Below are 22,816 nucleotides of genomic sequence, written 5' to 3'. Positions count from 1 at the left end.
CGCCCGGTCAGGCCCGGTGGGCCCGGGCCTCGTGCGGGTGCCCGGGTTCCGGAAGCGCCGCGGCGGATTCGTCGGTGCGGGTCCGCCACAGGCTGTAGGCGACGCCGGCCGCCAGCAGGGTCAGGGTGACGACCAGCGACACCCACGGCGGGACGACCACGAGCCCGAACGTGTCGGCGACCACGATCTTGGTGCCGATGAAGATCAGGATGAAGGCGAGCGCCGTCTTGAGGTAGGCGAAGCGATCGACCATGGCGGCGAGCGCGAAGTAGAGGGCGCGCAGGCCGAGGATCGCGAAGATGTTGGAGGTGTAGACCACGAACGTGTCGGTGGTGATCGCGAAGATCGCCGGCACGCTGTCAACGGCGAAGATCACGTCGGCGCCGTTCACCAGCACGAGGGCCAGCGCCAGCGGCGTGAAGTACAGGGCGACGCGGCCGGTCTTCGAATCGGTCTTGCGCACGGTGAAACGCTGGCCGTGCAGGTCGGGCGTGACTCGGAAAGTCGTCTTGAACCAGCGCACCACGGCGCTGTTCTGGAAATCGCCCTCGTCTTCGTGGCCGGAGAGCAGGATCTTAAGGCCCGCGTAGATCAGGAAGGCGGCGAAGAGCGAGAGCACCCAGTGCACCTGATGCACCAGGGCGGCCCCGAGCCCGATCATGAGGCCGCGCAGCAGGACCGCCGCCAGGATGCCCCAGAGCAGGACCCGGTGCTGGGCGGCGCGGGGAATGCCGAGCGCCGTGAGGATCATCGCGATGACGAAGACGTTGTCCATCGACAGCGACTTCTCGACCACGAGGCCGGTGACGTACTCTTCTCCGGCCTGAGGTCCGAGGTACCACCAGACCCAGCCACCGAAGGCGAGGCCGAGGGACAGGTAGAAGCCGGTGAGAGCCAGGCTCTCCCGGACGCCGATCTCGTGGTTCTTGTCGCGATGGAGCAGGCCCAGATCGAAGGCGAGCAGGCAGGCGATCAGGACGTGGAACCCGAGCCACATCCACAACGGCTTGCCGAGCCATTCGACGGTGAGAACGTCCATCATGCGCGGGACCTGATGCTGATTCCAGAAGGAAAGCATCGGCTCCGACATCACGGGCGCTGAGGAGCGCCCGCCAGAGGGGCCCGCAGCCGATGGCCCCGAGGTAAGGGGTGATCCGGGCGAATCAAGGGCAGGGCTGCGGTGCCCCGGGCGGGGCGGATCTCAGCCGCCTGCGTGCCGGCGCCGGTACTCCGCCGGCGTCGTGCCGACCCGTCGCTCGAAGGCGCGCCGGAGCGTGTCGGCGTCCCGGAACCCGCAGGCGCTTGCGACCTGCTTCAGCGCGCCGGCTCCGGTCTCCAGGAGGTGCCGCACCGCCTCGATCCGGACGGTCTCGACATAGGCGGCCGGGGTCAGCCCTGTCTCGGCCCGGAACACGCGGGCGAAGTGGCGGGGGCTCATCCCGGTCCGGGCGGCGAGACGCTCGACGGCGTGGTCCTCGGCCGGATGGGCGGCGACCCATCGCTGAACCTCCTGCAGGGCCGAGCGACCGGCGGGCGCGCTGACGCCCCGGCGGCTGAACTGCATCTGGCCGCCGCCGCGCTTGAAGAACATGACGAGCTGGGCCGCCACCCGGCGGGCGACCTCGGCGCCGAGATCCTCCTCCACGAGGGCCAGCGCGAGGTCGAGCCCCGCGGTCACGCCGGCCGCGGTGCGGAGCGGCCCGTCGAACAGGCAGATCGCGTCGGGCTCCACCCGGGCCGCGGGGTAGCGCGCGGCAAGTTGCTCCGCCACCGCCCAGTGGGTCGTGACCCGCCGGCCGTCGAGGAGGCCGGCCTGCCCCAGCAAAAAGGCGCCGCTGCAGACCGAGCCGTAGCGCCGGCACCGGGCCGCCGTTCGGCTGAGCCACGCGAGCAGGTCGGCCCCGATCACCGCCTCGTGGATTCGGGGGGCGCCGGCGACGAGGAGCGTGTCGAAATCCGCATCCGCCTCCCCGGGAGCCACGACATCGGCGATCAGGCGCCGGCCCGAGGAGGTGGTGATCGGGCCCGGCTCCGTCCCGACGAGCGTCAAGCTGTAGGCGCCCTGGCCGCCCTGGCCGTTCTGCGCATTCGCCTCGGCGAAGACGTCGAGGGGGCCGGCCACGTCCAGGAGCTGGACATCGGGCAGGGCGAGGACCGCGACTGATCGGGAGGCCATGCGGGCTCCGTGGCCGGGGTTGCCGGCATGTTGGCAGAAATCGTCGTGACACGGCGATTGATGACGGGCCGGGCGCCTCGTAGCCCGGAAGGGCAGTTATTGCCAAGGAGCTTCACGATGCCCCTCCCCGCCGATGTCGCCGTTCCAGACAGCTCGCTCGCCCGCGCGATCACCGAATTCGTCCGCGATACCGAGACCGCGCTGCTCTTCAACCATTCGAGCCGCGTCTATCAGTTCGGCGCGCTGGCCGGTCTGCACCGCGGCCTGACCTTCGACCGCGAGCTGCTCTATGCGGGCGCCATGTTCCACGACCTCGGCCTGATGCCGGACCACAGCAGCGCGGAGGAGCGCTTCGAGGTGGACGGCGCCGACGCCGCCCGCGCCTTCCTGACGGCGCACGGCGTGCCGGTGGCGGATGTCGACATCGTCTGGACGGCCATCGCGCTCCACACCACGCCCGGCATCCCGGTCCACATGCATCCGGTGGTGGCGCTGGTCACGGCCGGCGTCGAGATGGACGTGCTCGGCCTGACCTACGGCCGGTATTCGGCCGCCGAGCGCGAGGCGGTCGTCTCCGCCTTCCCCCGCACGCCGGATTTCAAGGAGGATATCATCCAGGCCTTCTACGACGGCGTCCGGCACAAGCCGGGCACCACCTTCGGCAACGTGAAGGCCGACGTCATCGCCGACAGGGAGCCGGGCTTCCGCCGGGAGAACTTCTGCAGCGTGATCCGAGCCTCGCGCTGGGCCGGCGGCGCGCATGAGCCGGGCTGCGGCTGCGGCCAGCACGGCTGAGGCGCATCGGGGGCCAAGCTCCCCTGGACTGGAACTCCTGGCCCTCGCGGCGGATCGGCTGGCCGTGACCCTCAGGCCGGCTTGTCCGGGGTCCCGCCGTCCATCCGGGGCGAACTGCGCTCGCCGAGCGGGCGCTCCTCCATGAGCGCCAGGAATGCGAAGGCCGCCAGGAGTCCCAGGCAGGCAGCCGCGAACACGTACCGGAAGGTCAGGGCGAGCTGCGCCGGGTCGGCGCCACGGATCAGGCTCTCCACGTCGTGACCCCCCGTGCCATCCGCTGCGCCGCCGAGCACGATTGTGCCGAAGGCCGCCACGATCAGCGCCCCCCCGAGGGACCGGAAGAAGTTCATCGAGGCGGTGGCGATCCCGAGCTGGGGCCGCGCCACCGCGTTCTGGATCGCGATGGTGGAGAGCGGCAGGATCGTCCCGATCCCCATCGAGAGCAGCGCGAACAGCAGCTCCATCAGCCAGAAGGGCAGGGCCCGACCCTGCCAGGCGATCACGGCGCAGCAGGCGAGGCTGACGCTCATCATCGCCAGCGGCACGCGCTTGTAGTGCCGGAAATGGATCATCGACCGGCCCGACAGGGTGGCGCCCGTGACGGTCCCGATCATCAGCGGCACGAGCGCCACGCCGGACTCGCTCGCCGAGAGGCCGATCACCCCTTCGAGGAAGATCGGCACGTAGATGGTCAGCCCGATGAAGGTGCCCATGGCGAAGCAGGCGGCCAGCGTCGCGCTGTAGACCACTTGGTTCCTGAGCACCTCGGTGGGGATCAGCGGCTCGGCCGCCGTGGCGAGCCGCGCCGCGAAGCCGGCCCCCAGCAACGCCGCCAGGGCGAGGAGGCCCAGGACCGGCGCGGAACTCCACGGGTAGCGCACGCCGCCCCAGCTCAGGGCCAGCAGCAGGGCGATCGAGCCCGAGACCATCAGGGCGGCCCCGGGCCAGTCCAGCCGGTGCTGGCGGTCGTGGCGCGGCAGGCGCTTGAGGTTGGCGTTGGTCAGCGCGAAGGCCAGGATGCCGACCGGCAGGTTGATCCAGAAGATCAGCGACCAGTGCAGGTGCTGGGCGAAGAAGCCCCCGAGCAGCGGTCCCGCCACCGAGGCGGCCACGAACACGCCCGCGATCACCACTTGGTAGCGCGCCCGCTCCTTGGGCGCCATGATGTCGGCCAGGATGGTCTGCGCGAGGGCGATCAGCCCGCCGCCGCCGATGCCCTGGAGGCCCCGGGCGAGCGCCAGCGTCACCATCGTGGGGGCGAGCGCGCAGGCGAGCGACCCGACCACGAAGGTCGCGATGGCGATCAGCAGCATGATCCGCCGGCCGTGGATGTCGCTCAGCTTTCCGTAGAGCGGGGTCACCGCCGTGGAGGCCAGCAGGTAGGCGGTGACGATCCAGGGGAGGTTGGCGGCGTCGCCGAGGTCGAGACCGATCGTCGGCATGGCGGTCGCCACGATGGTCTGGTCGAGGGCCGCGAGCAGCATCGCGGTCATCAACCCGAAGACGATGGAGCGGATCTCGCTGTCGCTGAGGCGGGTCTGCGGGGCGCCCGGCTGCGTCTTGGCCGGCGCCTGGATCTCGGTGAGGGCGACGGGAGTGGCGACGGGACTGGCGACGGGATTGGCCACGTGTCGGGGAGCCTTTGATCCGGGCCGTGCCTGCCGAGCATCCGGGACGGACGGGGCTTGGGGCGGCTTGGGGAGGTGCGCGCTTGGACCGCGGACGCCTGCCGGGCCGCCGATATCCGCGGGGGCCGGGATCGGAGCGGCCCTGCGTTCGGGCACGGGCGGTCCTTAGCGCAACGCCGGAGGACAGCCCATGGTGCCCGGCGCCGATCCGGCCTTCGCCCTTGACAGACGGCGCCGGCCTGTCGCTCTCCCGGCGGATGCCGGATGACAGGGATGAGTTGGCCATCGTGGGCGGCGGCCCCGCCGGGCTCGCGGCCGCCGAGGTGCTGGCCGAGGCCGGGCGCGGGGTTACGGTCTACGAGCGGATGCCCTCCGTCGCCCGCAAGCTGCTGATCGCCGGGCGGGGCGGGCTCAACATCACCCACAGCGAGGAGCGGGCCGAGTTCCTCGCCCGCTACCACCCGCACGGTTGTCTCGACGCCGCCATCACGGCCTTCCCGCCCGACGCGCTGCGGGCCTGGTGCGCGGATCTGGGGGAGCCGACCTTCGTCGGATCGAGCGGGCGCGTCTTCCCGCAGAGCTTCAAGGCCTCGCCGCTGCTGCGGGCTTGGCTCGCCCGGCTCGACCGCCTCGGCGTCCGGATCCGCACCCGCTACCGGCTCACGGCCCTCGGCGACGCGCTGCACTTCGAGACCCCGGACGGCCCGCACGCGATCCGACCGCGCGCGACCCTGCTGGCGCTCGGCGGGGCGAGCTGGCCGAGGCTCGGCTCGGACGGGCGCTGGGTGCCACTCCTCGAAGGGCTCGGCGTGGCGGTGACGCCCCTGGAACCCGCCAATGGCGGGTTCGCGGCGGCGTGGTCCGATCGGTTCCGGGAGCGCTTTTCCGGCGCGCCGCTGAAGCGGGTGGCGCTCGCCTGCGCGGGAACGACGGTGCGCGGTGAGGCGGTGATCACGGACTCCGGCATCGAGGGCGGTGCGGTCTACGCCCTCTCGCGCGTCCTGCGGGACGCGATCGCCGCCCGCGGCAGCGCGCGGCTGATCGCGGACCTGCGCCCCGATCTGACCCGGGACGCCCTCGCCCGCCGCCTGTCCGGCGGCCGGCCCGGCGATTCGACGGCGACCCGGCTGCGCAAGGCCGCGGGGCTCTCCCCCGTGGCGGCGGGCCTCCTGCGCGAGGCGGCCGGCGTCCTCCCGACGGATCCCGCGGCGCTGGCCGGTCTGATCAAGGCCGCGCCGCTGACCCTCACGGCCTCCGCTCCGATCGAGCGGGCGATCTCGACGGCGGGTGGGGTCCGGCTCGACGCCCTCGACGGACGCGCGATGCTGCGCACCCGTCCCGGCCTGTTCCTGGCCGGCGAGATGCTGGACTGGGAGGCTCCCACCGGCGGCTACCTGCTCCAGGGCGCGTTCGCGGGCGGCCGGGCGGCCGCCGCCGGGATGCTCGATTGGCTGCGCGAGACCGGCGGCTGAGGGGCCGCCCTCAGGGCCGCGTGCAGAACCCGACGATCCCGGCCGCCTCCGCCGGGCAGCCGGCGCCCTCCCCCTCGTAGACCGGCGTGCCGGCCTTGAGGCAGCGGGCGGTGACCAGCATCTCCCCGGCCTCGCAGGTGATGGCGCAGCCGCCCGCGCAGTCGGACCTGCGCACCGGCCGCAAGGAGGCCCCGGCCTCCCCCTTCGGTCCCGGCATGCCCTGAGGCCCAACCCCGCCCCGCGGGCCCGGGGCGCCCTGAAGGCCCGCGGGGCCCGCCTCGCCCTTCGGGCCCGGGGCACCCTGAGAGCCGGCTGGCCCCTGCGGGCCGGCCTCCCCCTTCGGACCCGTCTCCCCTCTCGGACCGGCCTCGCCCCGAGGGCCCGCATCCCCCTTCGCTCCTGTATCCCCCTGCGGTCCCTGGTCCCCCTTCGATCCCTGGTCCCCCTTGGCACCTGGCTCCCCGGGCGGCCCCCCGGCCCCCTGCGGTCCGGGTGGACCCGGAGGCCCCTCGGGGGCGCAGTTCGCCACCACCGCCTCGCGCTCGTCCGGCTCCGCTTTCAGCGTCACCACGCAGGTGGAGGGCCGGTACGGCAGCCGGAAGGTGAACCGCCCGCGCCGGTCGGCCTGGATCGAGATGTCCTCGTCCAGCACCACGATCGCGCCGGGCTTGCGCACGGAGCCTGAGATCCGCAGGTCGCCCGCCTCGATGCGCGCGTCGTAGACCATGATCGGCTGGCTCGGCGGTTGCGGGCGCCGTGGCCGGGCCGGCGCCGGCCGCGGCGCGGCGGACGGCGCCGGAGCCGCAATCCCCGGACTTTCCGGCTGCTGGGCGAGCGCCGTCCCCGAGAGGGCGATCAGGATCGTCAGGGTGAGGGCTGGGCGCATGCGCGGTCCATATCCGCCGCGTCACGCACGCGGCGCCGCGACATTGGTCTCGCCCCGCGAGCGCGGTCAACCGTGGCCGTGGGGACCGGAGGCGCCGCCCGATTCCACACGCGTCCACAACCATCCACAGGCCAAGCCGCTGCGCCAACGCGCGATTCCGGGACCTCGGCGAAACCGTTTGTGCGTGTTCCTGTTATGTTCCTATCGTCCGGCATGACCGGAGCCGACGAAGATGGGGCTGGACCCAGCGGACGACACCGAGCGGGCATCCGCGCGCGGCGATCCCCGGGCTCGGCTGGACGCCCTGCGGGCGCGCCTTGCGCCGCCGGCCAGCAGCCGGGGCCTGCGGCCTGTCCTGCCGCTGGGGCTCGCGGCCCTCGACCAACATCTGCCGGGCGGCGGTCTCGCCCTCGGGCCGCCCCACGAGATCGCCCCGGCCACCCCCGTGGACATGATCGCCGCCCTCGGCTTCGCCCTGGCGCTCTGCGCCCGCCAGCTCGCACGGGCATCCGAGGCGGCGCTGATCGCCGCCGCGCCCGGCCAGCCCCTGCCCTACGGACACGGCCTCGCGGGCCTCGGCCTCGATCCCACACGGCTGGTGCTGCTGGAGGCCGGCAGCGACGCGGAGGTGTTCCGCGCGCTGGAGGCGGCCCTGCATGCGGGCAGCCTCGCGGTGCTGATCGGCCTCCTGCGGGAGGGCCTGCCGCTGAAGCCGGGCCGACGCCTGCAACTCGCCGCGGAGGGGCCGGCGCCGCCGCTGCTGCTGATCCTGCGGCCGGCCGCGTGCGGGTTGCCCAACGGGGCCGCCACCCGCTGGCGGATCGCCGCGGCCCCGGCGGCGCGGGACCGGTTCGGAACCCTCGACAGGCCGCGCTGGCGGGCGCGGCTCGAACGCTGCCGCAACGGGCGGGGCGGAGACTGGCTTCTGGAGTGGGACCATGCCGCGCATCGTCTGCATCTGCCTGAGTCACTGGCCGGTGACGCGTCTGCGGCGGGCCGGTCTCGCGCCTGAGGGCGGACCGCTCGCGGTGGCGGCCGAGGGTCCCGGCGGCCTGCGGCTCCTGGCCCTCGACCCGGAGGCCCGCGCCCTGGGCCTGAACCCCGGCGAGCCCCTCGGCCGGGTCCGGGCGCGGATCGGCGTGCCGCTCCAAGTCTACCCCGCCGACCCGATGGCCGACCGGGAGGCCCTGCTCCGGCTCTGCCGCTGGGCCTCGGGCTACGCGCCCCTCGTGGCGCCGTTCGGTCCGGCCGAGGCGGCGGACGGGCTATACATCGACGTCGACGGGGCGAGCCACCTGCGCGGCGGCGAGACGAACCTCGTCGCGGACTTGGCGGCCCGGCTCGCGCGGGGGGGCATTTCGGCCCGGATCGCCCTGGCCGACACGCCCGGTGCCGCCTTCGCCCTGGCCCGCCACGGCGAGGCCGACCGGACCGTCGTGGCACCGGGCGGGTCCGCGGAGGCCCTGCGGGGGCTACCCCTGGAGGCCCTGCGCCTCGATCCCGACATGGCCGCGGGCCTGCGGCGGCTCGGCTTGCGCCGGGTCGGCGAACTCGACGCCCTGCCGCGGGCCCCCCTCGCCCGCCGCTTCGGCGAGGCGCTGCTGCTGCGCCTCGATCAGGCCCTGGCCCGCCGGCCCGAACCCCTGGCGCCCCTGTCGGACGAGGCCGAGTATGCCGCCGCCCGCGGCTTCCTCGACCCGATCGGGCGGCAGTCGGACATCGTCCGGACCGCCCGGGACCTGATGGCGGAGATCGCGCCGCGTCTGGAGCGGGACGGGCTCGGCGCCTGTGCCCTGCGGCTCGCCCTCCACCGGGTCGACGGGGCGGTGCGCCCCCTCGATCTCGGCCTGTCGCGTCCCGAGCGCTGCCCCGAGCGCGTCGCCGCCCTGGTCTCTTTGCGCCTCGACAGGCTGGGGTCCGGCCTCGATGCCGGGTTCGGCTTCGAGACGGTGGCGCTCACCGTCACGGTGAGCGGGGCCATGCCGGCCCGCCAGACGGATCTCGGCACCGCGACCGCGGGGGACGGGGTCGGGATCCTGGCCGACGCCTTGGCGCAGCGCCTCGGGCGGGTGCTGCTGCGCCTGGAGCCGGAGGCGAGCCATCTTCCGGAGCGGGCTGACCGGAGCTGCCCCTGGATGGCAGACCCGGGACAGGGATCACCGCCGGACATGGCCGGTGGCCGGGCGCCGGCGTACCTCCCTCCCTCCCCCGCAGGGAAGCGAGGGAGGGCTCGTGCCAGCGCGTCCCCGGTCGCGTACCCGGTCACCCCACCCTGGCCCGACCACCTCCCGCCCCGGCCCCTGGTGCTGTTCCCCCGGGGCGAGGCCGCCCTCGACGTGCTCTCCACCGTGCCCGAGGGGCCGCCCCGGCGCTTCAGCTGGCGCGCCCAGGTGCATCGCGTCGCCCATGCCGAGGGGCCGGAGCGGATCGCCGCCGAATGGTGGCGCGAGCCCGGCGCGGAGCGCGATTATTACCGGGTCGAGTGCGAGGCCGGGCACCGGCTCTGGCTCTACCGCGACGGGCCGCACGGGCCCGACCGCCCGGCCGCGTGGTACGTCCACGGGCTGTTCGCGTGAGCGGCCCCGGACCCGACTACGCCGAGCTCGCCGTCACCACGAACTTCTCCTTCCTGCACGGCGCGTCGCACCCGCAGGAATACGTCGTGCAGGCCAACGCCTACGGTCTCGCGGCGATCGGCATCGCCGACCGCAACAGCGTGGCCGGCGTGGTGCGGGCGCACGCGGCGGCGCGGGCACTCGAACCGGAGGGCACGGCGATCCGGATCCTGCCGGGGGTGCGCCTCGTCACCGAGGAGGGGTTCGAGGCCGTCACCTACCCGATGGACCGGGCGGCCTGGGGCCGCCTCTGCCGGCTGCTCACCTTGGGCAACCGGCGCGTGCGGAAGGGCGCGTGCCGCTTCTCCTTCGCGGAGATGCTGGACGCCGCAGAGGGGCAGATATTCATCGCCATGCCCCCGGCCCGGCGCCTGTCGGAGGGGTTCCGGGCGCGGCTGGAGGCGCTCGCCGCCGCGGCCCCCGGCCGGACCTTCCTCGGGGCCTGCCATGCGCGGCGCGGCGAAGAGCGGCGGCGCCTCGGGCTGCTCGCCGAGCTGGGCGCGGCCGTCGGCGCCCCGATGGTCGCGGTCTCGGACGCGCTCTACCACCATCCCGAGCGGCGCCCGCTCCAGGACGTGGTGGCGTGCATCCGCGCGGGGTGCCGGATCGGCGAGGCCGGTTACCGGCTGGAGGCCAATGCCGAGCGCCACCTCAAGCCCCCCGCCGAGATGGCGCGGCTGTTCGCCGACCATCCGGAAGCCCTCGCCCGCACCGGCGAGATCGCGCAGGCCTGCGAGTTCAGCCTCGCGCAGCTTCACTACGAGTATCCGGAGGAGCCGGTGCCCCCCGGGCGCACGCCGCAGGAATACTTGGAGGAGAAAACCTTCGAGCGGGCGCGCTGGCGCTACGCCGGCGACATCCCGGCCGCCGTCGCGGCGACGCTCCGCGAGGAGCTGCGGCTCATCGCCAAGATGGATTACGCCCGCTACTTCCTGACCCTGTTCGACGTGGTCGAGTTCGCCCGCGGCAAGGGCATCCTCTGCCAGGGCCGCGGCTCGGCGGCCAATTCCGCCGTGTGCTTCTGCCTCGGCATCACCGCGGTGGACCCGTCCAAGCACCGGCTGCTCTTCGCCCGCTTCATCTCGGAGAACCGGGGCGAGCCCCCCGACATCGACGTCGATTTCGAGCACGAGCGCCGCGAGGAGGTGATCCAGCACCTCTACGCCCGCTACGGCCGGGAGCGAGCCGCCCTCTGCGCCACGGTGATCCACTACCGCCCGCGCATGGCGATCCGCGAGGTCGGCAAGGTCCTCGGGCTGACCGAGGACGTGACCGCGGCGATCGCCGACACGGTCTGGGGCTCGTGGGGCACCGGCATGCCGGACCAGCACGTGCGCGAGGCCGGCCTCGATCCGGACAACCCCGCAATCCGGCAGGCCTTGGACCTCGCCCACCAGCTGATCGGCTTCCCCCGCCACCTGTCGCAGCATGTCGGCGGCTTCGTGCTCACCCGCGGGCGCCTCGACGAGACCGTGCCGGTGGGCAACGGCGCCATGGCGGACCGCACCTTCATCGAGTGGGACAAGGACGACATCGACGCGATCGGCCTGATGAAGGTCGACGTCCTGGCGCTCGGCATGCTGACCTGCCTCAAGCGCGGCCTCGATTTCCTGGAACGGGACCACGGCGTCACCTACGAGACCCTGGCCGACCTGCCCCAGGAGGACCCGGCCACCTACGCGATGCTGGCGAAGGCCGATTCCGTCGGCGTGTTCCAGGTCGAGAGCCGAGCGCAGATGTCGATGCTGCCCCGCCTCAAGCCGAAGGAATTCTACGACCTCGTGGTGCAGGTGGCGATCGTGCGCCCCGGCCCGATCCAGGGCGACATGGTCCACCCGTACCTGCGGCGGAGGTCGGGGGTGGAGCCGGTTGACTACCCCGCCCCGCATTCGGACCACGGCCCGGCCGACGAACTCAAGGAGGTCCTGCAGAGGACCTACGGGGTGCCGCTCTTCCAGGAGCACGCCATGCAGATCGCCATCACGGCGGCGGGCTTCACCCCGGCGGAGGCCGACGGCCTGCGCCGGGCGATGGCGACCTTCCGCCATGTCGGCTCGATCGGCGGCTTCGTGGAGAAGTTCGTCGGCGGCATGACCCGCCGGGGCTACCCGCAGGACTTCGCCGAGCGCTGCTTCGCGCAGATCCGGGGTTTCTCCACCTACGGCTTCCCGGAGAGCCACGCGGCGAGCTTCGCGCTCCTCGTCTACGCCTCGGCCTGGATGAAGTGCCGGCACCCCGACGTCTTCCTGGCCGCGATCCTCAACGCCCAGCCCATGGGCTTCTACCAGCCGGCCCAGCTCGTGCGCGACGCCCGCGCCCACGGGGTCGAGGTGCGGGGCGTCTGCGTCAACGCCAGCGACTGGGACTGCACCCTGGAGCCGGCCGGGGATCCCGCCTTGCACGCCGTGCGGATCGGCCTGCGGCAGGTGCGGGGCCTGCCCGAGGCCGCGATGCGCCGGCTCGTGCGGCTGCGGGCCAACGGCTATGGCAGCATCGAGGGCCTGCAGGCGTCCCTCGCCCTCCCCCGCAACGCCCTGGAGCGCCTGGCCGAGGCCGACGCGTTCCGCTCCCTCGGCCTCGACCGGCGGGCCGCCCTGTGGATGGTCCGGACCCTGGAGGGGACCTCGGCGCGCAAGGCCGCCAGGGCGGATGCGAGCGCGCGCCGGGCCCATCTCCTCGACGCGCCCCTGCCGCTCTTCGCGTGGCACGCCGATGACGGGCTGTTCCGGCACGAGCCGGCGGTGGATCTGCCGACCCTGGCTGCGTCCGAGGCGGTGGCCGAGGATTACGCCGCCACCGGCCTGTCGCTGCAGGGGCACCCGGTCGCCTTCTTCCGGGGGCGCCTCGCCCGGATCGGCGCGATCCCGGCCCGGGCGCATCTCGATCCCGCCCTGCCCCAGGGCGCCCGGGTCACGGTGGCGGGGCTCGTGCTGATCCGCCAGCGGCCGGGGACCGCCAAGGGCGTGGTCTTCCTGACCCTGGAGGACGAGACCGGCATCGCCAACGTGATCGTCTGGAAAACCACGTTCGAGGCCAACCGCCGGGCCGCCATGCAGGCCCGGTTCCTGGCCGTGCGCGGCCGGATCCAGCGGGCGGAGGGGGTGGTCCATCTCGTGGCCGAGGGGTTCCGCGATCTGACCGACGCGCTGCGCGACCTGCGCGCCGCCGGGATGAAGCTGCCCCCCGAGACCACTGATTTCGGCGTTCCCCCGGATCGGCGCCTGTATCCCAGCCGGGATTTCCACTGAGCCGGCGGGGCTCGGGAAGAGCCGTTCCGGAGTCCTGTCCGGGGGCGTTCGCCCCGGGCCCGACGGGCCTCGCGTCAGGGCCGGCGCCGCACGCGCTGCGGCGTTCTGTCAACCGAAAACGAGCCGTCAAGCCGATTGCCCCTGAACCCATTCCGTGAATCGGTCGTTGGAGTTGCCAATCACGTAAGCGCAACCACAAGCCGATTTCCGGAGGTGACGAACGCCGGGCACGGAAGAGCAGGTTCGATGGAACAGCCCGACGCTTGGCATCAGACGGACCGGCTCGACGCCGAGCAGGGCAAGGGCGATCCGTTCGCCGCCGCGGTCCGCGCGACCCGTATGGCGATGATCATCACCAATCCGCGCCTGCACGACAACCCGATCGTCTTCGCCAACGACGCCTTCCTGCGGATGTCCGGCTACGACCGCAGCGAGGTGCTCGGCCGCAACTGCCGCTTCCTCCAGGGGGAGCACACCGACCGCGGGTCCGTGGCGCTGATCCGCGAGGCGGTCGAGGCGCGGACCGACATCGCGATCGACGTGCTGAACTACCAGAAGGACGGGACGCCGTTCTGGAACGCGCTGTATCTCAGCCCCGTTGTCAACGAGGCCGGCGAGGTGCTGTTCTTCTTCGCCTCGCAGCTCGACGTCACCGACCGCATCGACGCGCACCTGCGGGTGCAGCAGGAGAAGGATCACTTCGAGGCCGAGGTCGCCCGCCGGACCCGCGACCTGACCGAGGCCCTGGCCACGCAGACCATGCTGGTCCACGAGGTCGATCACCGGGTCAAGAACAACCTCCAGATGATTGCGGCGCTCCTGTCCATGCAGACCCGGGCGATCACCGATCCCGCCGCCCGCACCGCCATGGAGGCCATGCTGACCCGGGTGGAGGCCCTGGGCACGGTCCACCGCCGGCTCTATCAGTCCAACAACGTCGAGCGGTTCGACGTGGCCGAGTTCGCCCGCGACCTCGCCACCGATCTGGTCCGCGGCTCGGGTACCGACCGCATCCGCCTGCACCTGGACCTGGAGGCGGTGGAGATCCCGGTGAGCAAGGCACCCCCGGTGGCGCTGATGATGAACGAGCTGATCACCAACGCCCTCAAGCACGCCTTTCCGGACGACCGCGCCGGCCGTCTCTCCGTGACGGTGGCGCCGGACGACACGTACTTCACCATCCGGATCGCCGATGACGGCGTCGGCATGCCCGTCCAAGTGATGGAGCACCGCTCCTTCGGCAAACGGCTGATCGGCACCCTGTGCCGCCAGCTGAGCGCCAGCATCGCCTGGCAGGCCAACGATCCGGGGACCGTCGTCAACGTCCGCTTGCCGCGCGAGATGGCCGGCAGTCTGGAGGCATCGTGAGCGAGCCGCTGCGCATCCTCGTGGTCGAGGACGAGGCCCTCATCCTGATGCAGATCGAGATGATGCTGGAGGAGGCGGGCCACCGCGTCGTGGGGACGGCCGTGACCGCCCGCGAGGCCATCGCGCTGATCCCCGAGACCAGGCCCGAACTGGTGCTGATCGATCTGCGCCTCGGCGACGGCTCCTCGGGCATCGACGTGGCGCATGCCGTGCGCGACCTCGGCGGCATCACGGCCGCGTTCATGACCGCCAACGCCCGCGCGATCCCCGAGGACATGGAGGGCGCCACCGCGGTGATCGCCAAGCCCTTCTCCGACACGGTGCTGGGCGCGTCCCTGGCCTATCTCAAGGATTGCGTGCGCCGGCCGCCCCCGGGGGCGGAGGTGCCCTCGGGCATGCGCGTCGCCCCGAATTGGCTGGCGAGCTTCGCCGAGATGCGGGCCTGACCCCTCGACAGGCTTGGCGCCCCGCGTAGAGTGCGCCCATGTCAAGCTTCGCCGTCCAGCGCCTCGTCCTCGCCGCCCTCGCGGGCCTGCCGCTCCTGGCGCTGCTGGCGCTCCCAGCCGGGGCCGATACCTGCGACGACCTCGCCCGCCAGATCGCGGGCGCCATCGGCGGCAAGGTCGGCAAGCGCGCGGGCCCGAGCATCGACATCCGCGTGGCCGGCCCGATCAAGCTCGACGTGACCTGCCGGGCCGAGCCGATCGTGCAGGCGACCTCCGCCGAGCCGTCCCCCTCGCCGACCTTCTTCCGCGACCTCTCGATGGCCTCCGAGATCCTGACCGGCGAGGCCGCCGCGACCGTCGAGCCGATCATCGCGAACGCCTACCGGACCTCGCTGTCGGAGCGGCGCAAGTCGTTCATCCAGCAGAACGGCTGGTCGGCCTCCTGCTACACGGACCCGGGCAGCACCACGATGCGCACCCTGTGCTCGGTGGGCCGGATTCCGCCGGGCTAGGCGCCCGACCGGCGGGCCCGTCGACGCGGCCTGGACGGCCCACGCCGATCGTCGCCGTCCCGCATCGCCGCGCGCGACGACGGGGCGGCGTCCCCCGCCGAGCGCCGCGGCGCGCCGTTCAATACTCGATCACGTCCTCGAGCGCGTAGTGCTTCACGGTCTTCCGGTTGGCGATCAGCTCGTCCACGGTCGGCTCGCCCTTGAGGGCGCGGGCGATGGCGAGCTTCGTCGCCTCGTAGTTGGTCCGGTAGAGGTCCTTCTGGTCGAGGCTGTCGTCCTCGGCGCAGCGCGGGTCGAGCCAGATCATGATGATCATGCAGAGCTCGTCGAGCCCGTCCCGCGGCAGCACGCCCTCGATGATGCAATCGACGATCGCATCGCCGGTGGCCGCCTGGACCACGCCGCCGAGCAGTTCGACGTACTCGGCCGTGTGGATGGTGGCCTTGGTGGTCATCATCGTGGCCGGGCGCACCAGCTGATTGAGGTCGCGCACCACGAACATCCGGGTGTGGCCCTGCACCTGCCCCATCATCGACGCGAAGGCCTGGCCCACGGGCCCGCGCACCGAGCCGATCAGCACCTCCGGCATCGCGTCGGTGTACTGGCCCTCCGCCGCCAGCACCGTGGCTTCGCCCGTGCGGAACCAGATCTCTTGCATGTTCGAACTCCACCTGATCGGAGCCCGCGGGAGACATCATCGCGCCGTCCGCGTCAATCGGCTCAGAGCAGGCCGATCCCGTCGAGCACGCCGACCAGCGCGAACGCGACGGTCACCCCGGAGATGGTGTAGACCACCCACTTGTAGGCCCCGTCCACGCGTTGCCCCTCCGGCAGGGCGCGGGTGGCCAGCAGGATCAGCAGGCCGAGCGCCAGCGGCAGGAGCAGCGCGTTCATCACCTCTACGGCGATGTTGAGCGCCACGAGATTCGGCACGAGCTGGACGGCGACCGCCCCCGCGGCGACCACGAGCGCGAAGGCGCCATAGAAGGCCGGCGCCTCCCGGGGGGACTGCTCCAGGGAATGGGGCTTGCCGGTCACGTCGCCGAAGCCCCAGGCCAGCGCCAGGGCCACGACGTTCAGCGCCACGAAGGCGGCCGCGATGATGCCCACCCCGAACACCACCTGTCCAAGCCACGGACCCAGCGCCGGCGTGAAGGCCCCCGCGAGGTCGCCGACCGTCTCCAGACCGGCCTCGCTGCCCCGCCCGGCCTTGCCGATCGTGGCCGCGGCCGCGATCAGGATCGCCCCCATCACGCCTTGCGAGATCACCGCGCCCGCGAGGGTGTCGAGCCGCAGGCGCCTGGCGTGCGCCCATCCGAGGCCTTTGTCGACGATCGCCGATTGCTGGTAGAAGATCATCCACGGCATGATCACCGCGCCGATATTGGCGGCGATCAGCACCCGGTACCGCCCGTCGCCCAGCGGCATGTGCCCGAAGGAGGCGACGATCTCCCCCGCGTCCGGCCGTGCCGCGACGGCGAGGCCGATGAAGACCAGTTCGAACAGGCCCACCGCGATCGCCACCGCCTCGACGCGCCGGTAGCTCCCGGTGAACACCAGACCGAGCAGCAGAGCGGCCGGCAGCCCCAGGCTGACGAGGCGCGGCACGCCGAACAGGTCGCCGATCCCGGCGATGCCGGAGAATTCCGTGACGATGGCGCCGACCCCGGCGACCACGAGGCCGCCGTAGGAGATCCAGGCCCAGGCCGGACCGTAATGCGCCCGGATCAGCTCTCCGTGGCCGCGGCCGGTAGCGGTCCCCAGCCGGACCGTCAGTTCCTGGACGACGTAGAGGATCGGCACCAGCAGGATCTGGAGGAGCAACAGCGAGTAGCCCCAGCGCGCGCCGCTCTGGGCCGCGGTGATCAGGCTCCCGACATCCGTATCGGCGAGCATCACCACCAGTCCAGGGCCGGCGGCCTTGAGGAACGCGGACAGGCGAGGCAGGGAAGCGCTGGGCACGGCTCGGGAACAGTCCCGGGTGCGGGCAGTTCCGGCGCGCGGCTGCGGCGTTTTCCCGGAACGTGCGGGAGGAGAGGGCCATGGCGGAGAGCGCGGATCGGGGCGGTGGCTGGAGTCTGCAGGCGAGCGCCGTGCCCGACGGGGTGCGCCTGGAACTCGCGCTGTCCGATCTCGGGGGCGGCCCCGTCACCGCCGCGATCATCCTGGACCGGGCCGAGGCCCGCGCCTTCGCCCGGGCCCTGCTGGCGGCGGCTGGCGACGCGGCCGAGCGCACCTTTCCGAAACCGGGGACCTGAGCCGGATCAGCGCTGGATCAGGCCCGGATTGCGGCCCGGCAACCGCGGGACCACCGTGCCGCGCTTCTCGACCGGCCCGTCGCACGCGTAGGCGAATTCGGACTTCAGCGCGTCGAACACGGTCTCGCCGGTGATCCGGCACTCCTCCCGCACGGTCTCGTCGAGATAGGCGCGGGCGGCGGTGCGGAAGCGCGTCACCCGGGTCGCTCCCGGCTCGGGGTCGATCCGCGCCTCACTCAGGTTGCAGCCGGCATACTCGCGCAGGGTGTTCGAGACGATCAGCATCCGGCGCAGTTGCCGGTTGTCGTAGACCTCGTAGGGTTCCTTGCAGCCGATCGTCACCACCTGAGGGGTCAGCGCGACGTAGTTCCGCGAGATGTAGGAGAACCCGGTGGTGCACCCTGCGAGCGCAAGACCTAGGGCGATCAGGCCGAGGGGCAGCAGAGCTGCGGGTCGTCGCATCCTCGTCATCCCAGCCTGATCCCGGCCGCGCCCCGGCTTCTTCCCCTCCGGCGGGCGGCGGTGTGCATTGAAACGGCTCCGCTTGCGCCGTCAATGCGTTTCTGGCCCGGATGCGCCCGCGGCGACGCGAGCGTGGCCATAACTCTCTTGCGGAACACTTGCGGAACGTTTAACGTGTTCGTGATTTGTTTCCGAGACCGCCACGAGGCGGTCCACAAGCCGCGAGGCCCCATCAATGCTCACGCGCAAGCAGCTGGACCTCCTGCGCTTCATCCAGAACCGCATGCAGGAATGCGGCGTCCCGCCGTCCTTCGACGAGATGAAGTACGCCCTCGACCTGAAGTCGAAGTCGGGCATCCACCGGCTGATCACCGCCTTGGAGGAGCGTGGCTTCCTCCGGCGCCTCCCGAATCGGGCGCGGGCCATCGAGGTGATCCGCATTCCCGAGAGCCTGACCCAGGCGGCTCCGGTCCAGCCCCCCGCCGCCGAGCCGCGCCGCTTCACCCCGAGCGTGGTGGAAGGCGGCAAGTCCAAGCAGGCGCCGCTCCCCGCCAATGCCCGGATGATCGACGAATCCGGCCGGGCCATCTCGATCCCCGTCATGGGCCGGATCGCGGCCGGTACGCCGGTCTCGGCGATCCAGAACCAGAGCCACGCCATCACCCTGTCGCCGGACTTCCTGGCCGGCGGCGAACACTATGCCCTGGAGGTGCGCGGCGACTCGATGGTCGAGGCCGGCATCCTCGACGGCGATCTGGTGGTGATCCGCAAGCAGGACACCGCCAATACCGGCGACATCATCGTGGCCCTGATCGACGACGAGGAGGCGACCCTCAAGCGCCTGCGCCGCCGCGGCTCCTCCATCGCGCTCGAGGCTGCCAATCCGGCCTACGAGACCCGAGTCCTCGGGCCGGATCGGGTCCAGATCCAGGGCCGTCTCGTGAGTCTCGTCCGCCGCTACTGAAGCGGCGCGGCCGGCGCGTCGCCGGGCCCGCTTCCGGCGCCCGCCCGGTCAGCGTCGGTGGGCGCGACAGAGTCATCCGCGCGGCTGCTGTCCGCCGCGGCGGTCATCGGCCGCTGCGGCGTCGGCCGCGGATCCGGGCGCAGTCGCCACGGCAGGCCCCGGTCGAGGCTGCGGGCATAGCGCGCGGTGAACCCCGCGGCCTCGGCCCTGAGGGCCACGGCGCCGCGTTCTGACAAAATCTTTCGGTCGATGACGAACGGGCCCGTGCAGGTCGGGGGCGCCGTGAGGCCGGTGATCAGCACCGCGGCGCGGGGGCAATCCTCGGCGAAGGCGCGCCGGTCCCGGATCAGCGCGACCGCCCGTCCGTCCGGCAGGCGCGCGGTGCATCCGAGCCGGTCGCAATGCCCGCCGCCGGTCGGGGCGGCCAGCGCGCCGGGGCGCCGCCCATCGCCGTCCGCCTTCAGCCACTGCTCCAACACGAACCCCGAGGGGCTGCCCAGCGCCGCGAGGCGGCCGTCCGGTCCGCGCACCGCAGCGCCGCCGCCCTGCCGGTCGACGTAGAGGTCGTAGCGATCCGGCAGGGCCGCGAGCCAGAGGCCCAGCAGGATGGGCGGCGCGGCGAGCCAGCGCAGGCGCGAGACCGGGAGCGTCGCCAGCAGGAGACCGGCGGTCAGCAGGATCAGCGCCGTTGTCCCGAAGGCAGGCAGCACGAGGGTGGCGCGCTCGAACCCGGCGATCCACTGCGCGATCGCCAGCATGCCGCCCACCGCCTGGCCCATCAGCCACCAGATCGGCCGGTCGAGGGCGAAGGGATAGGCGAGGCACCCGATCACCGCGGATGGCATCACCACCAGGGAGACGAGCGGCAGCGTCAGGGCGTTGCCCACCAGCCCGAACGGCTGGATCGTCTGGAAATGGTAGGTGGCGAAGGGCGCGGTGGCGACCTGGGCAACCAGGGTCGTGGCCAGGGTTCCGGTGATCGCCGAGAGGCCGGTGCCGACGAGCCGCCCGATGCGTCCTGCCCCGGGACGCACGAACAGCCGGCCGTCGATCAGCCGTGCGCAGGCGATCAGCCCGGCCACCGCCCCGAACGACATCTGGAAGCTCGGGCCGAGGAGACCCTCCGGCTCCCGGGCCAGGGCGACCAGGGCGGCGAGGGCGAGGTTGCGCATCGACAGCGCCGGCCGGTCCACCAGGATCGCGCCCAGCATGATCAGGGTCATAAACAGCGAGCGCTCGGCCGCGATGTCCCAGCCCGAGAAGGCGCAGTAAGCAGTGACGCCCAGCATGGCCAAGCCGGCCGCGATCTTCTTGATCGGCCAGACCAGCGCGCAATACGGCACCAGGGCGAGGACCGCCCGCACCAGCCAGAACACCACGCCGGCGGCCAGCACCATGTGCAGGCCGGAGATCGATACGACGTGGTAGATGCCGGCGGCGCGCAGCGCGTCGTTGGTCTCAGGCCCGATCAGGCCCCGCTTGCCGGTCACCAGGGCCGCCGCCACGGCTCCCGCCTGCCCGCCCTCGGCCTGTGCGATCCGGCGGGTCAGCGCGTTGCGCGCGTCGTCCAGCATCGCGGCGAGACGCAGGTGCAGGGGCGGCGGCTCGGTCGGCGCGCGGATCGAGACCGCGCCGACCAGCGAGCCCACCGCGCCGATCCCCTGGAAATAGGCGTCCCGGGCGAAATCGTAGCCGCCCGGCCGGGCGGCTTCCGGCGGCGGCAGCAGCCGGGCCGTGGCGGCCACGACGTCCCCGGGCCGCGGGATCGGTGTCCTGCGGAACGACACCCGCACCCGGGCGGGCCGTACCTCCGCCGCGAGGCCGGCGAAACTCTCCACCCGGATCAACAGCCGGGCTCCGACCTCGCGCTCGTCGAGGGCCTCGACCATGCCGACGAGCGGGCCGATGGTGATCCGTGGGAGGATCGGGGCGGCGACCTGCGAGACCCGCCAGGTCGCCGCCGCGAAGCCGAGGAACGCGGCCGCCATCCCCAAAGCCAGCGCCAGGGCGGCCGGCCGCGCGCCCAGGGCTGGGGTCGGCGCCAGGGCGAGGGCCGCGCCGACGAGGGGGGCGACCAGGATCGGCCTGCCGTCGGCCGCCACGAACTGGGCCAGGATGCCGGCTCCGAAGGCCACCGCCAGCCAGGGGAACAGCCGGCGCTGCTCGACCTCCCGGCGGATCCCCTCGCGCCGATCCGCCGCATTGCCGCCGCCCCGCTGCGCGCGACCTCTCATCGGCGGCCGGGCGATTCCGCGGTCGATTCTTAACGCATCCGCCGGCCCGTGCTACAGCCGACGCTTCGTGCTACGGGCGCCCTGCCGAGCCCCCTCGCCGCTCCTCCGCCCTCCCGCGACCCTTCCCCGAACATACCGGACCGATGTCCTCAGCCGTCGTCACGCGCTTCGCGCCCTCGCCCACCGGCTACCTGCATATCGGCGGGGCCCGCACGGCGTTGTTCAACTGGCTCTATGCCCGCCACACCGGCGGCCGGATGCTGCTGCGCATCGAGGATACCGACCGCGAGCGCTCCACCAAGGGCGCGATCGACGCGATCCTCGACGGCCTGTCCTGGCTCGGCCTCGACTGGGACGGCGACGTGGTCTTCCAGTTCGCCCGCGCCGAGCGCCACCGGGCTGTGGCCGAGGCGCTGCTGGCCGCGGGCTGCGCCTACCATTGCTACGCCACCGCCGAAGAACTGGCGCAGATGCGGGAGACCGCCCGCGCCGAGGGGCGCCCGCCGCGCTACGACGGCCGCTGGCGCGACCGCGACCCGTCCGAGGCCCCCGCGGGGGTCAAGCCGGTGATCCGCCTGCGCGCGCCGACCGAGGGTGAGACCGTGGTCGAGGACGCCGTCCAGGGCCGGGTGACCTGGGCCAACAAGGACCTCGACGACCTCGTCCTGCTGCGCTCGGATGGGACGCCGACCTACATGCTCGCCGTCGTGGTCGACGATCACGACATGGGCGTCACGCAGGTCATCCGCGGCGACGACCACCTCACCAACGCGGCGCGCCAGACCCAGATCTTCTCCGCCCTCGGCTGGGACGTCCCGAAGATGGCCCACATCCCGCTGATCCACGGGGCCGACGGGGCCAAGCTGTCGAAGCGCCACGGGGCGCTCGGCGTCGAGGCCTACCGGGATCTCGGCTACCTGCCGGCGGCGCTGCGCAACTACCTCGTGCGGCTCGGCTGGAGCCACGGCGACCAAGAGGTCTTCACCACCGACGAGATGATCGCGGCCTTCGATCTCGGCGCGGTGGGGCGCTCGGCGGCGCGGTTCGACTTCGCCAAGCTCGCCAACGTCAACGGCCTCTACATCCGCACCAGCGCCGATGCCGACCTCGCGGCGGCGATCGAGACCATCCTGCCGAGCGTCGGACCGGAGCGCGGCCTGTCGGCGCCGCTTCCGGCCGACCTGAAGGACAAGCTCATCCAGGCCATGCCGGGCTTGAAGGAGCGGGCCAAGACGCTGATCGAGCTCCTCGACAGCGCCTATTACCTCTATGCCCAGCGTCCACTGGCCCTCGACGACAAGGCCCGTGCGCTCCTCTCCGACGAGGGCCGCGCCCGCCTCGCCGGGGTCCGGCCGGCGCTCGAGGCGCTGGCCGACTGGAGCGCAGCCTCGACCGAGGGCGCCGTGCGCCAGTACGCCGAGGCGGCCGGCTGCAAGCTCGGGCAGGTGGCCCAGCCCCTGCGGGCGGCGCTCACCGGCCGCACCACCTCCCCGCCCCTGTTCGACGTGATGGCGGTGCTCGGCCGGGACGAGACCCTGGCGCGGCTCGGTGATCAGGTGCCGCAGGGCTGAGCACGCCGCCATCCGGGCCGGTCAGGGGAACCGCGGATCGCGGCCCGGATTTCGCTTGGCGGAATCGGCGTTGCGAATTCCCTTGGCGTCGGGGTCCGGTTGTCACCGACCCCGTTGCTGCTGCAGTGCCGTTTGGGTAACCCATACCTGTGAGCACCCGCAGCATAATGCGGGTGCTCAG

Annotated in this window: 19 protein-coding genes; 11 read left to right on the top strand and 8 right to left on the bottom strand. The window is 72.7% G+C overall.

Translation table 11 applies throughout. The features are described from left to right. Window positions 1-7 precede the first annotated feature (7 nt). Window positions 8-1,042 carry a TerC family protein gene (locus tag MKK82_RS32870; protein WP_238284741.1) on the bottom strand — a complete coding sequence of 345 codons (1,035 nt, stop codon included), beginning with the start codon at window positions 1,040-1,042 and terminating at the stop codon, window positions 8-10. Between the two features lie 159 nt (window positions 1,043-1,201). Continuing rightward, the gene (locus MKK82_RS32865) at window positions 1,202-2,176 is read right to left on the bottom strand and encodes a GlxA family transcriptional regulator (RefSeq protein WP_238284740.1); all 975 of its coding nucleotides are present in this window, start codon (window positions 2,174-2,176) and stop codon (window positions 1,202-1,204) included. Window positions 2,177-2,293: 117 nt separating this feature from the next. On the opposite strand from MKK82_RS32865, the gene MKK82_RS32860 reads away from it, so the two are divergent. After that, on the top strand, window positions 2,294-2,971 hold the full coding sequence (locus MKK82_RS32860; protein WP_238284739.1) for an HD domain-containing protein: 678 nt from the start codon (window positions 2,294-2,296) through the stop codon (window positions 2,969-2,971). A 71-nt stretch (window positions 2,972-3,042) separates the two neighbouring features. On the opposite strand, the gene MKK82_RS32855 is transcribed toward MKK82_RS32860, so the two are convergent. After that, entirely contained in the window at window positions 3,043-4,464 is a 1,422-nt protein-coding gene (locus MKK82_RS32855) for an MDR family MFS transporter (RefSeq protein ID WP_243988055.1), read from the bottom strand. Between the two features lie 392 nt (window positions 4,465-4,856). Between MKK82_RS32855 and MKK82_RS32850 the strand changes: the two genes are divergently transcribed. Next, on the top strand, window positions 4,857-6,071 hold the full coding sequence (locus tag MKK82_RS32850; protein WP_238284866.1) for a TIGR03862 family flavoprotein: 1,215 nt from the start codon (window positions 4,857-4,859) through the stop codon (window positions 6,069-6,071). Window positions 6,072-6,081: 10 nt separating this feature from the next. On the opposite strand, the gene MKK82_RS32845 is transcribed toward MKK82_RS32850, so the two are convergent. Further along, window positions 6,082-6,957, bottom strand: a complete 876-nt coding sequence (locus MKK82_RS32845; protein ID WP_243988027.1) for a collagen-like protein — start codon at window positions 6,955-6,957, stop codon at window positions 6,082-6,084. 232 nt (window positions 6,958-7,189) lie between these two features. Between MKK82_RS32845 and MKK82_RS32840 the strand changes: the two genes are divergently transcribed. The 6 genes from MKK82_RS32840 (at window position 7,190) to MKK82_RS32815 (ending at window position 15,146) form a co-directional block, all read left to right on the top strand. Beyond that, the gene (locus tag MKK82_RS32840; RefSeq protein ID WP_238284737.1) at window positions 7,190-7,969 is read left to right on the top strand and encodes an ImuA family protein; all 780 of its coding nucleotides are present in this window, start codon (window positions 7,190-7,192) and stop codon (window positions 7,967-7,969) included. Then, window positions 7,896-9,533 carry a DNA polymerase Y family protein gene (locus tag MKK82_RS32835; RefSeq protein WP_238284736.1) on the top strand — a complete coding sequence of 546 codons (1,638 nt, stop codon included), beginning with the start codon at window positions 7,896-7,898 and terminating at the stop codon, window positions 9,531-9,533. Before MKK82_RS32840 ends, MKK82_RS32835 begins: the two co-directional genes overlap by 74 nt. After that, window positions 9,530-12,820, top strand: a complete 3,291-nt coding sequence (locus MKK82_RS32830) for an error-prone DNA polymerase (protein WP_243988026.1) — start codon at window positions 9,530-9,532, stop codon at window positions 12,818-12,820. The genes MKK82_RS32835 and MKK82_RS32830 overlap by 4 nt, the downstream gene beginning before the upstream one ends. 246 nt (window positions 12,821-13,066) lie before the next feature. Continuing rightward, window positions 13,067-14,188 (top strand): histidine kinase dimerization/phosphoacceptor domain -containing protein, encoded by a 1,122-nt coding sequence (locus MKK82_RS32825; protein WP_238284734.1) that lies wholly within the window; start codon window positions 13,067-13,069, stop codon window positions 14,186-14,188. Beyond that, the gene (locus MKK82_RS32820; protein ID WP_238284733.1) at window positions 14,185-14,634 is read left to right on the top strand and encodes a response regulator; all 450 of its coding nucleotides are present in this window, start codon (window positions 14,185-14,187) and stop codon (window positions 14,632-14,634) included. The genes MKK82_RS32825 and MKK82_RS32820 overlap by 4 nt, the downstream gene beginning before the upstream one ends. Before the next feature lie 38 nt (window positions 14,635-14,672). Next, complete coding sequence (locus MKK82_RS32815) at window positions 14,673-15,146, top strand: hypothetical protein (protein ID WP_238284732.1); 474 nt, start codon at window positions 14,673-14,675, stop codon at window positions 15,144-15,146. Between the two features lie 118 nt (window positions 15,147-15,264). Here MKK82_RS32815 and fae read toward each other — a convergent pair whose 3' ends face one another. Next, window positions 15,265-15,804 carry a formaldehyde-activating enzyme gene (fae, locus tag MKK82_RS32810; RefSeq protein ID WP_238284731.1) on the bottom strand — a complete coding sequence of 180 codons (540 nt, stop codon included), beginning with the start codon at window positions 15,802-15,804 and terminating at the stop codon, window positions 15,265-15,267. Between the two features lie 62 nt (window positions 15,805-15,866). After that, a complete protein-coding gene (locus MKK82_RS32805) occupies window positions 15,867-17,108 on the bottom strand; it encodes an NRAMP family divalent metal transporter (RefSeq protein ID WP_238284730.1) in 1,242 nt (413 codons plus the stop codon). Between the two features lie 80 nt (window positions 17,109-17,188). On the opposite strand from MKK82_RS32805, the gene MKK82_RS32800 reads away from it, so the two are divergent. Next, complete coding sequence (locus MKK82_RS32800; protein ID WP_238284729.1) at window positions 17,189-17,404, top strand: hypothetical protein; 216 nt, start codon at window positions 17,189-17,191, stop codon at window positions 17,402-17,404. Window positions 17,405-17,410: 6 nt separating this feature from the next. Here the strand turns inward: MKK82_RS32800 and MKK82_RS32795 are convergent, their stop codons facing one another. Then, window positions 17,411-17,866 carry a hypothetical protein gene (locus MKK82_RS32795; protein WP_238284728.1) on the bottom strand — a complete coding sequence of 152 codons (456 nt, stop codon included), beginning with the start codon at window positions 17,864-17,866 and terminating at the stop codon, window positions 17,411-17,413. Between the two features lie 235 nt (window positions 17,867-18,101). On the opposite strand from MKK82_RS32795, the gene lexA reads away from it, so the two are divergent. Continuing rightward, entirely contained in the window at window positions 18,102-18,830 is a 729-nt protein-coding gene (gene lexA, locus MKK82_RS32790) for a transcriptional repressor LexA (RefSeq protein WP_243988024.1), read from the top strand. On the opposite strand, the gene MKK82_RS32785 is transcribed toward lexA, so the two are convergent. After that, the gene (locus tag MKK82_RS32785; protein ID WP_243988022.1) at window positions 18,824-21,064 is read right to left on the bottom strand and encodes a ComEC/Rec2 family competence protein; all 2,241 of its coding nucleotides are present in this window, start codon (window positions 21,062-21,064) and stop codon (window positions 18,824-18,826) included. The genes lexA and MKK82_RS32785 overlap by 7 nt on opposite strands. Window positions 21,065-21,207: 143 nt before the next feature. On the opposite strand from MKK82_RS32785, the gene gltX reads away from it, so the two are divergent. Next, window positions 21,208-22,635 carry a glutamate--tRNA ligase gene (gene gltX, locus MKK82_RS32780; RefSeq protein WP_238284726.1) on the top strand — a complete coding sequence of 476 codons (1,428 nt, stop codon included), beginning with the start codon at window positions 21,208-21,210 and terminating at the stop codon, window positions 22,633-22,635. Window positions 22,636-22,816: the final 181 nt, after the last annotated feature.

The organism is Methylobacterium sp. E-046 (assembly GCF_022829625.1).
In the GTDB taxonomy this organism is placed as follows: domain Bacteria; phylum Pseudomonadota; class Alphaproteobacteria; order Rhizobiales; family Beijerinckiaceae; genus Methylobacterium; species Methylobacterium longum.
The sequence above is the reverse complement of the archived record's forward strand: the minus strand, read 5'-3'. Positions and strand labels throughout refer to the sequence as shown.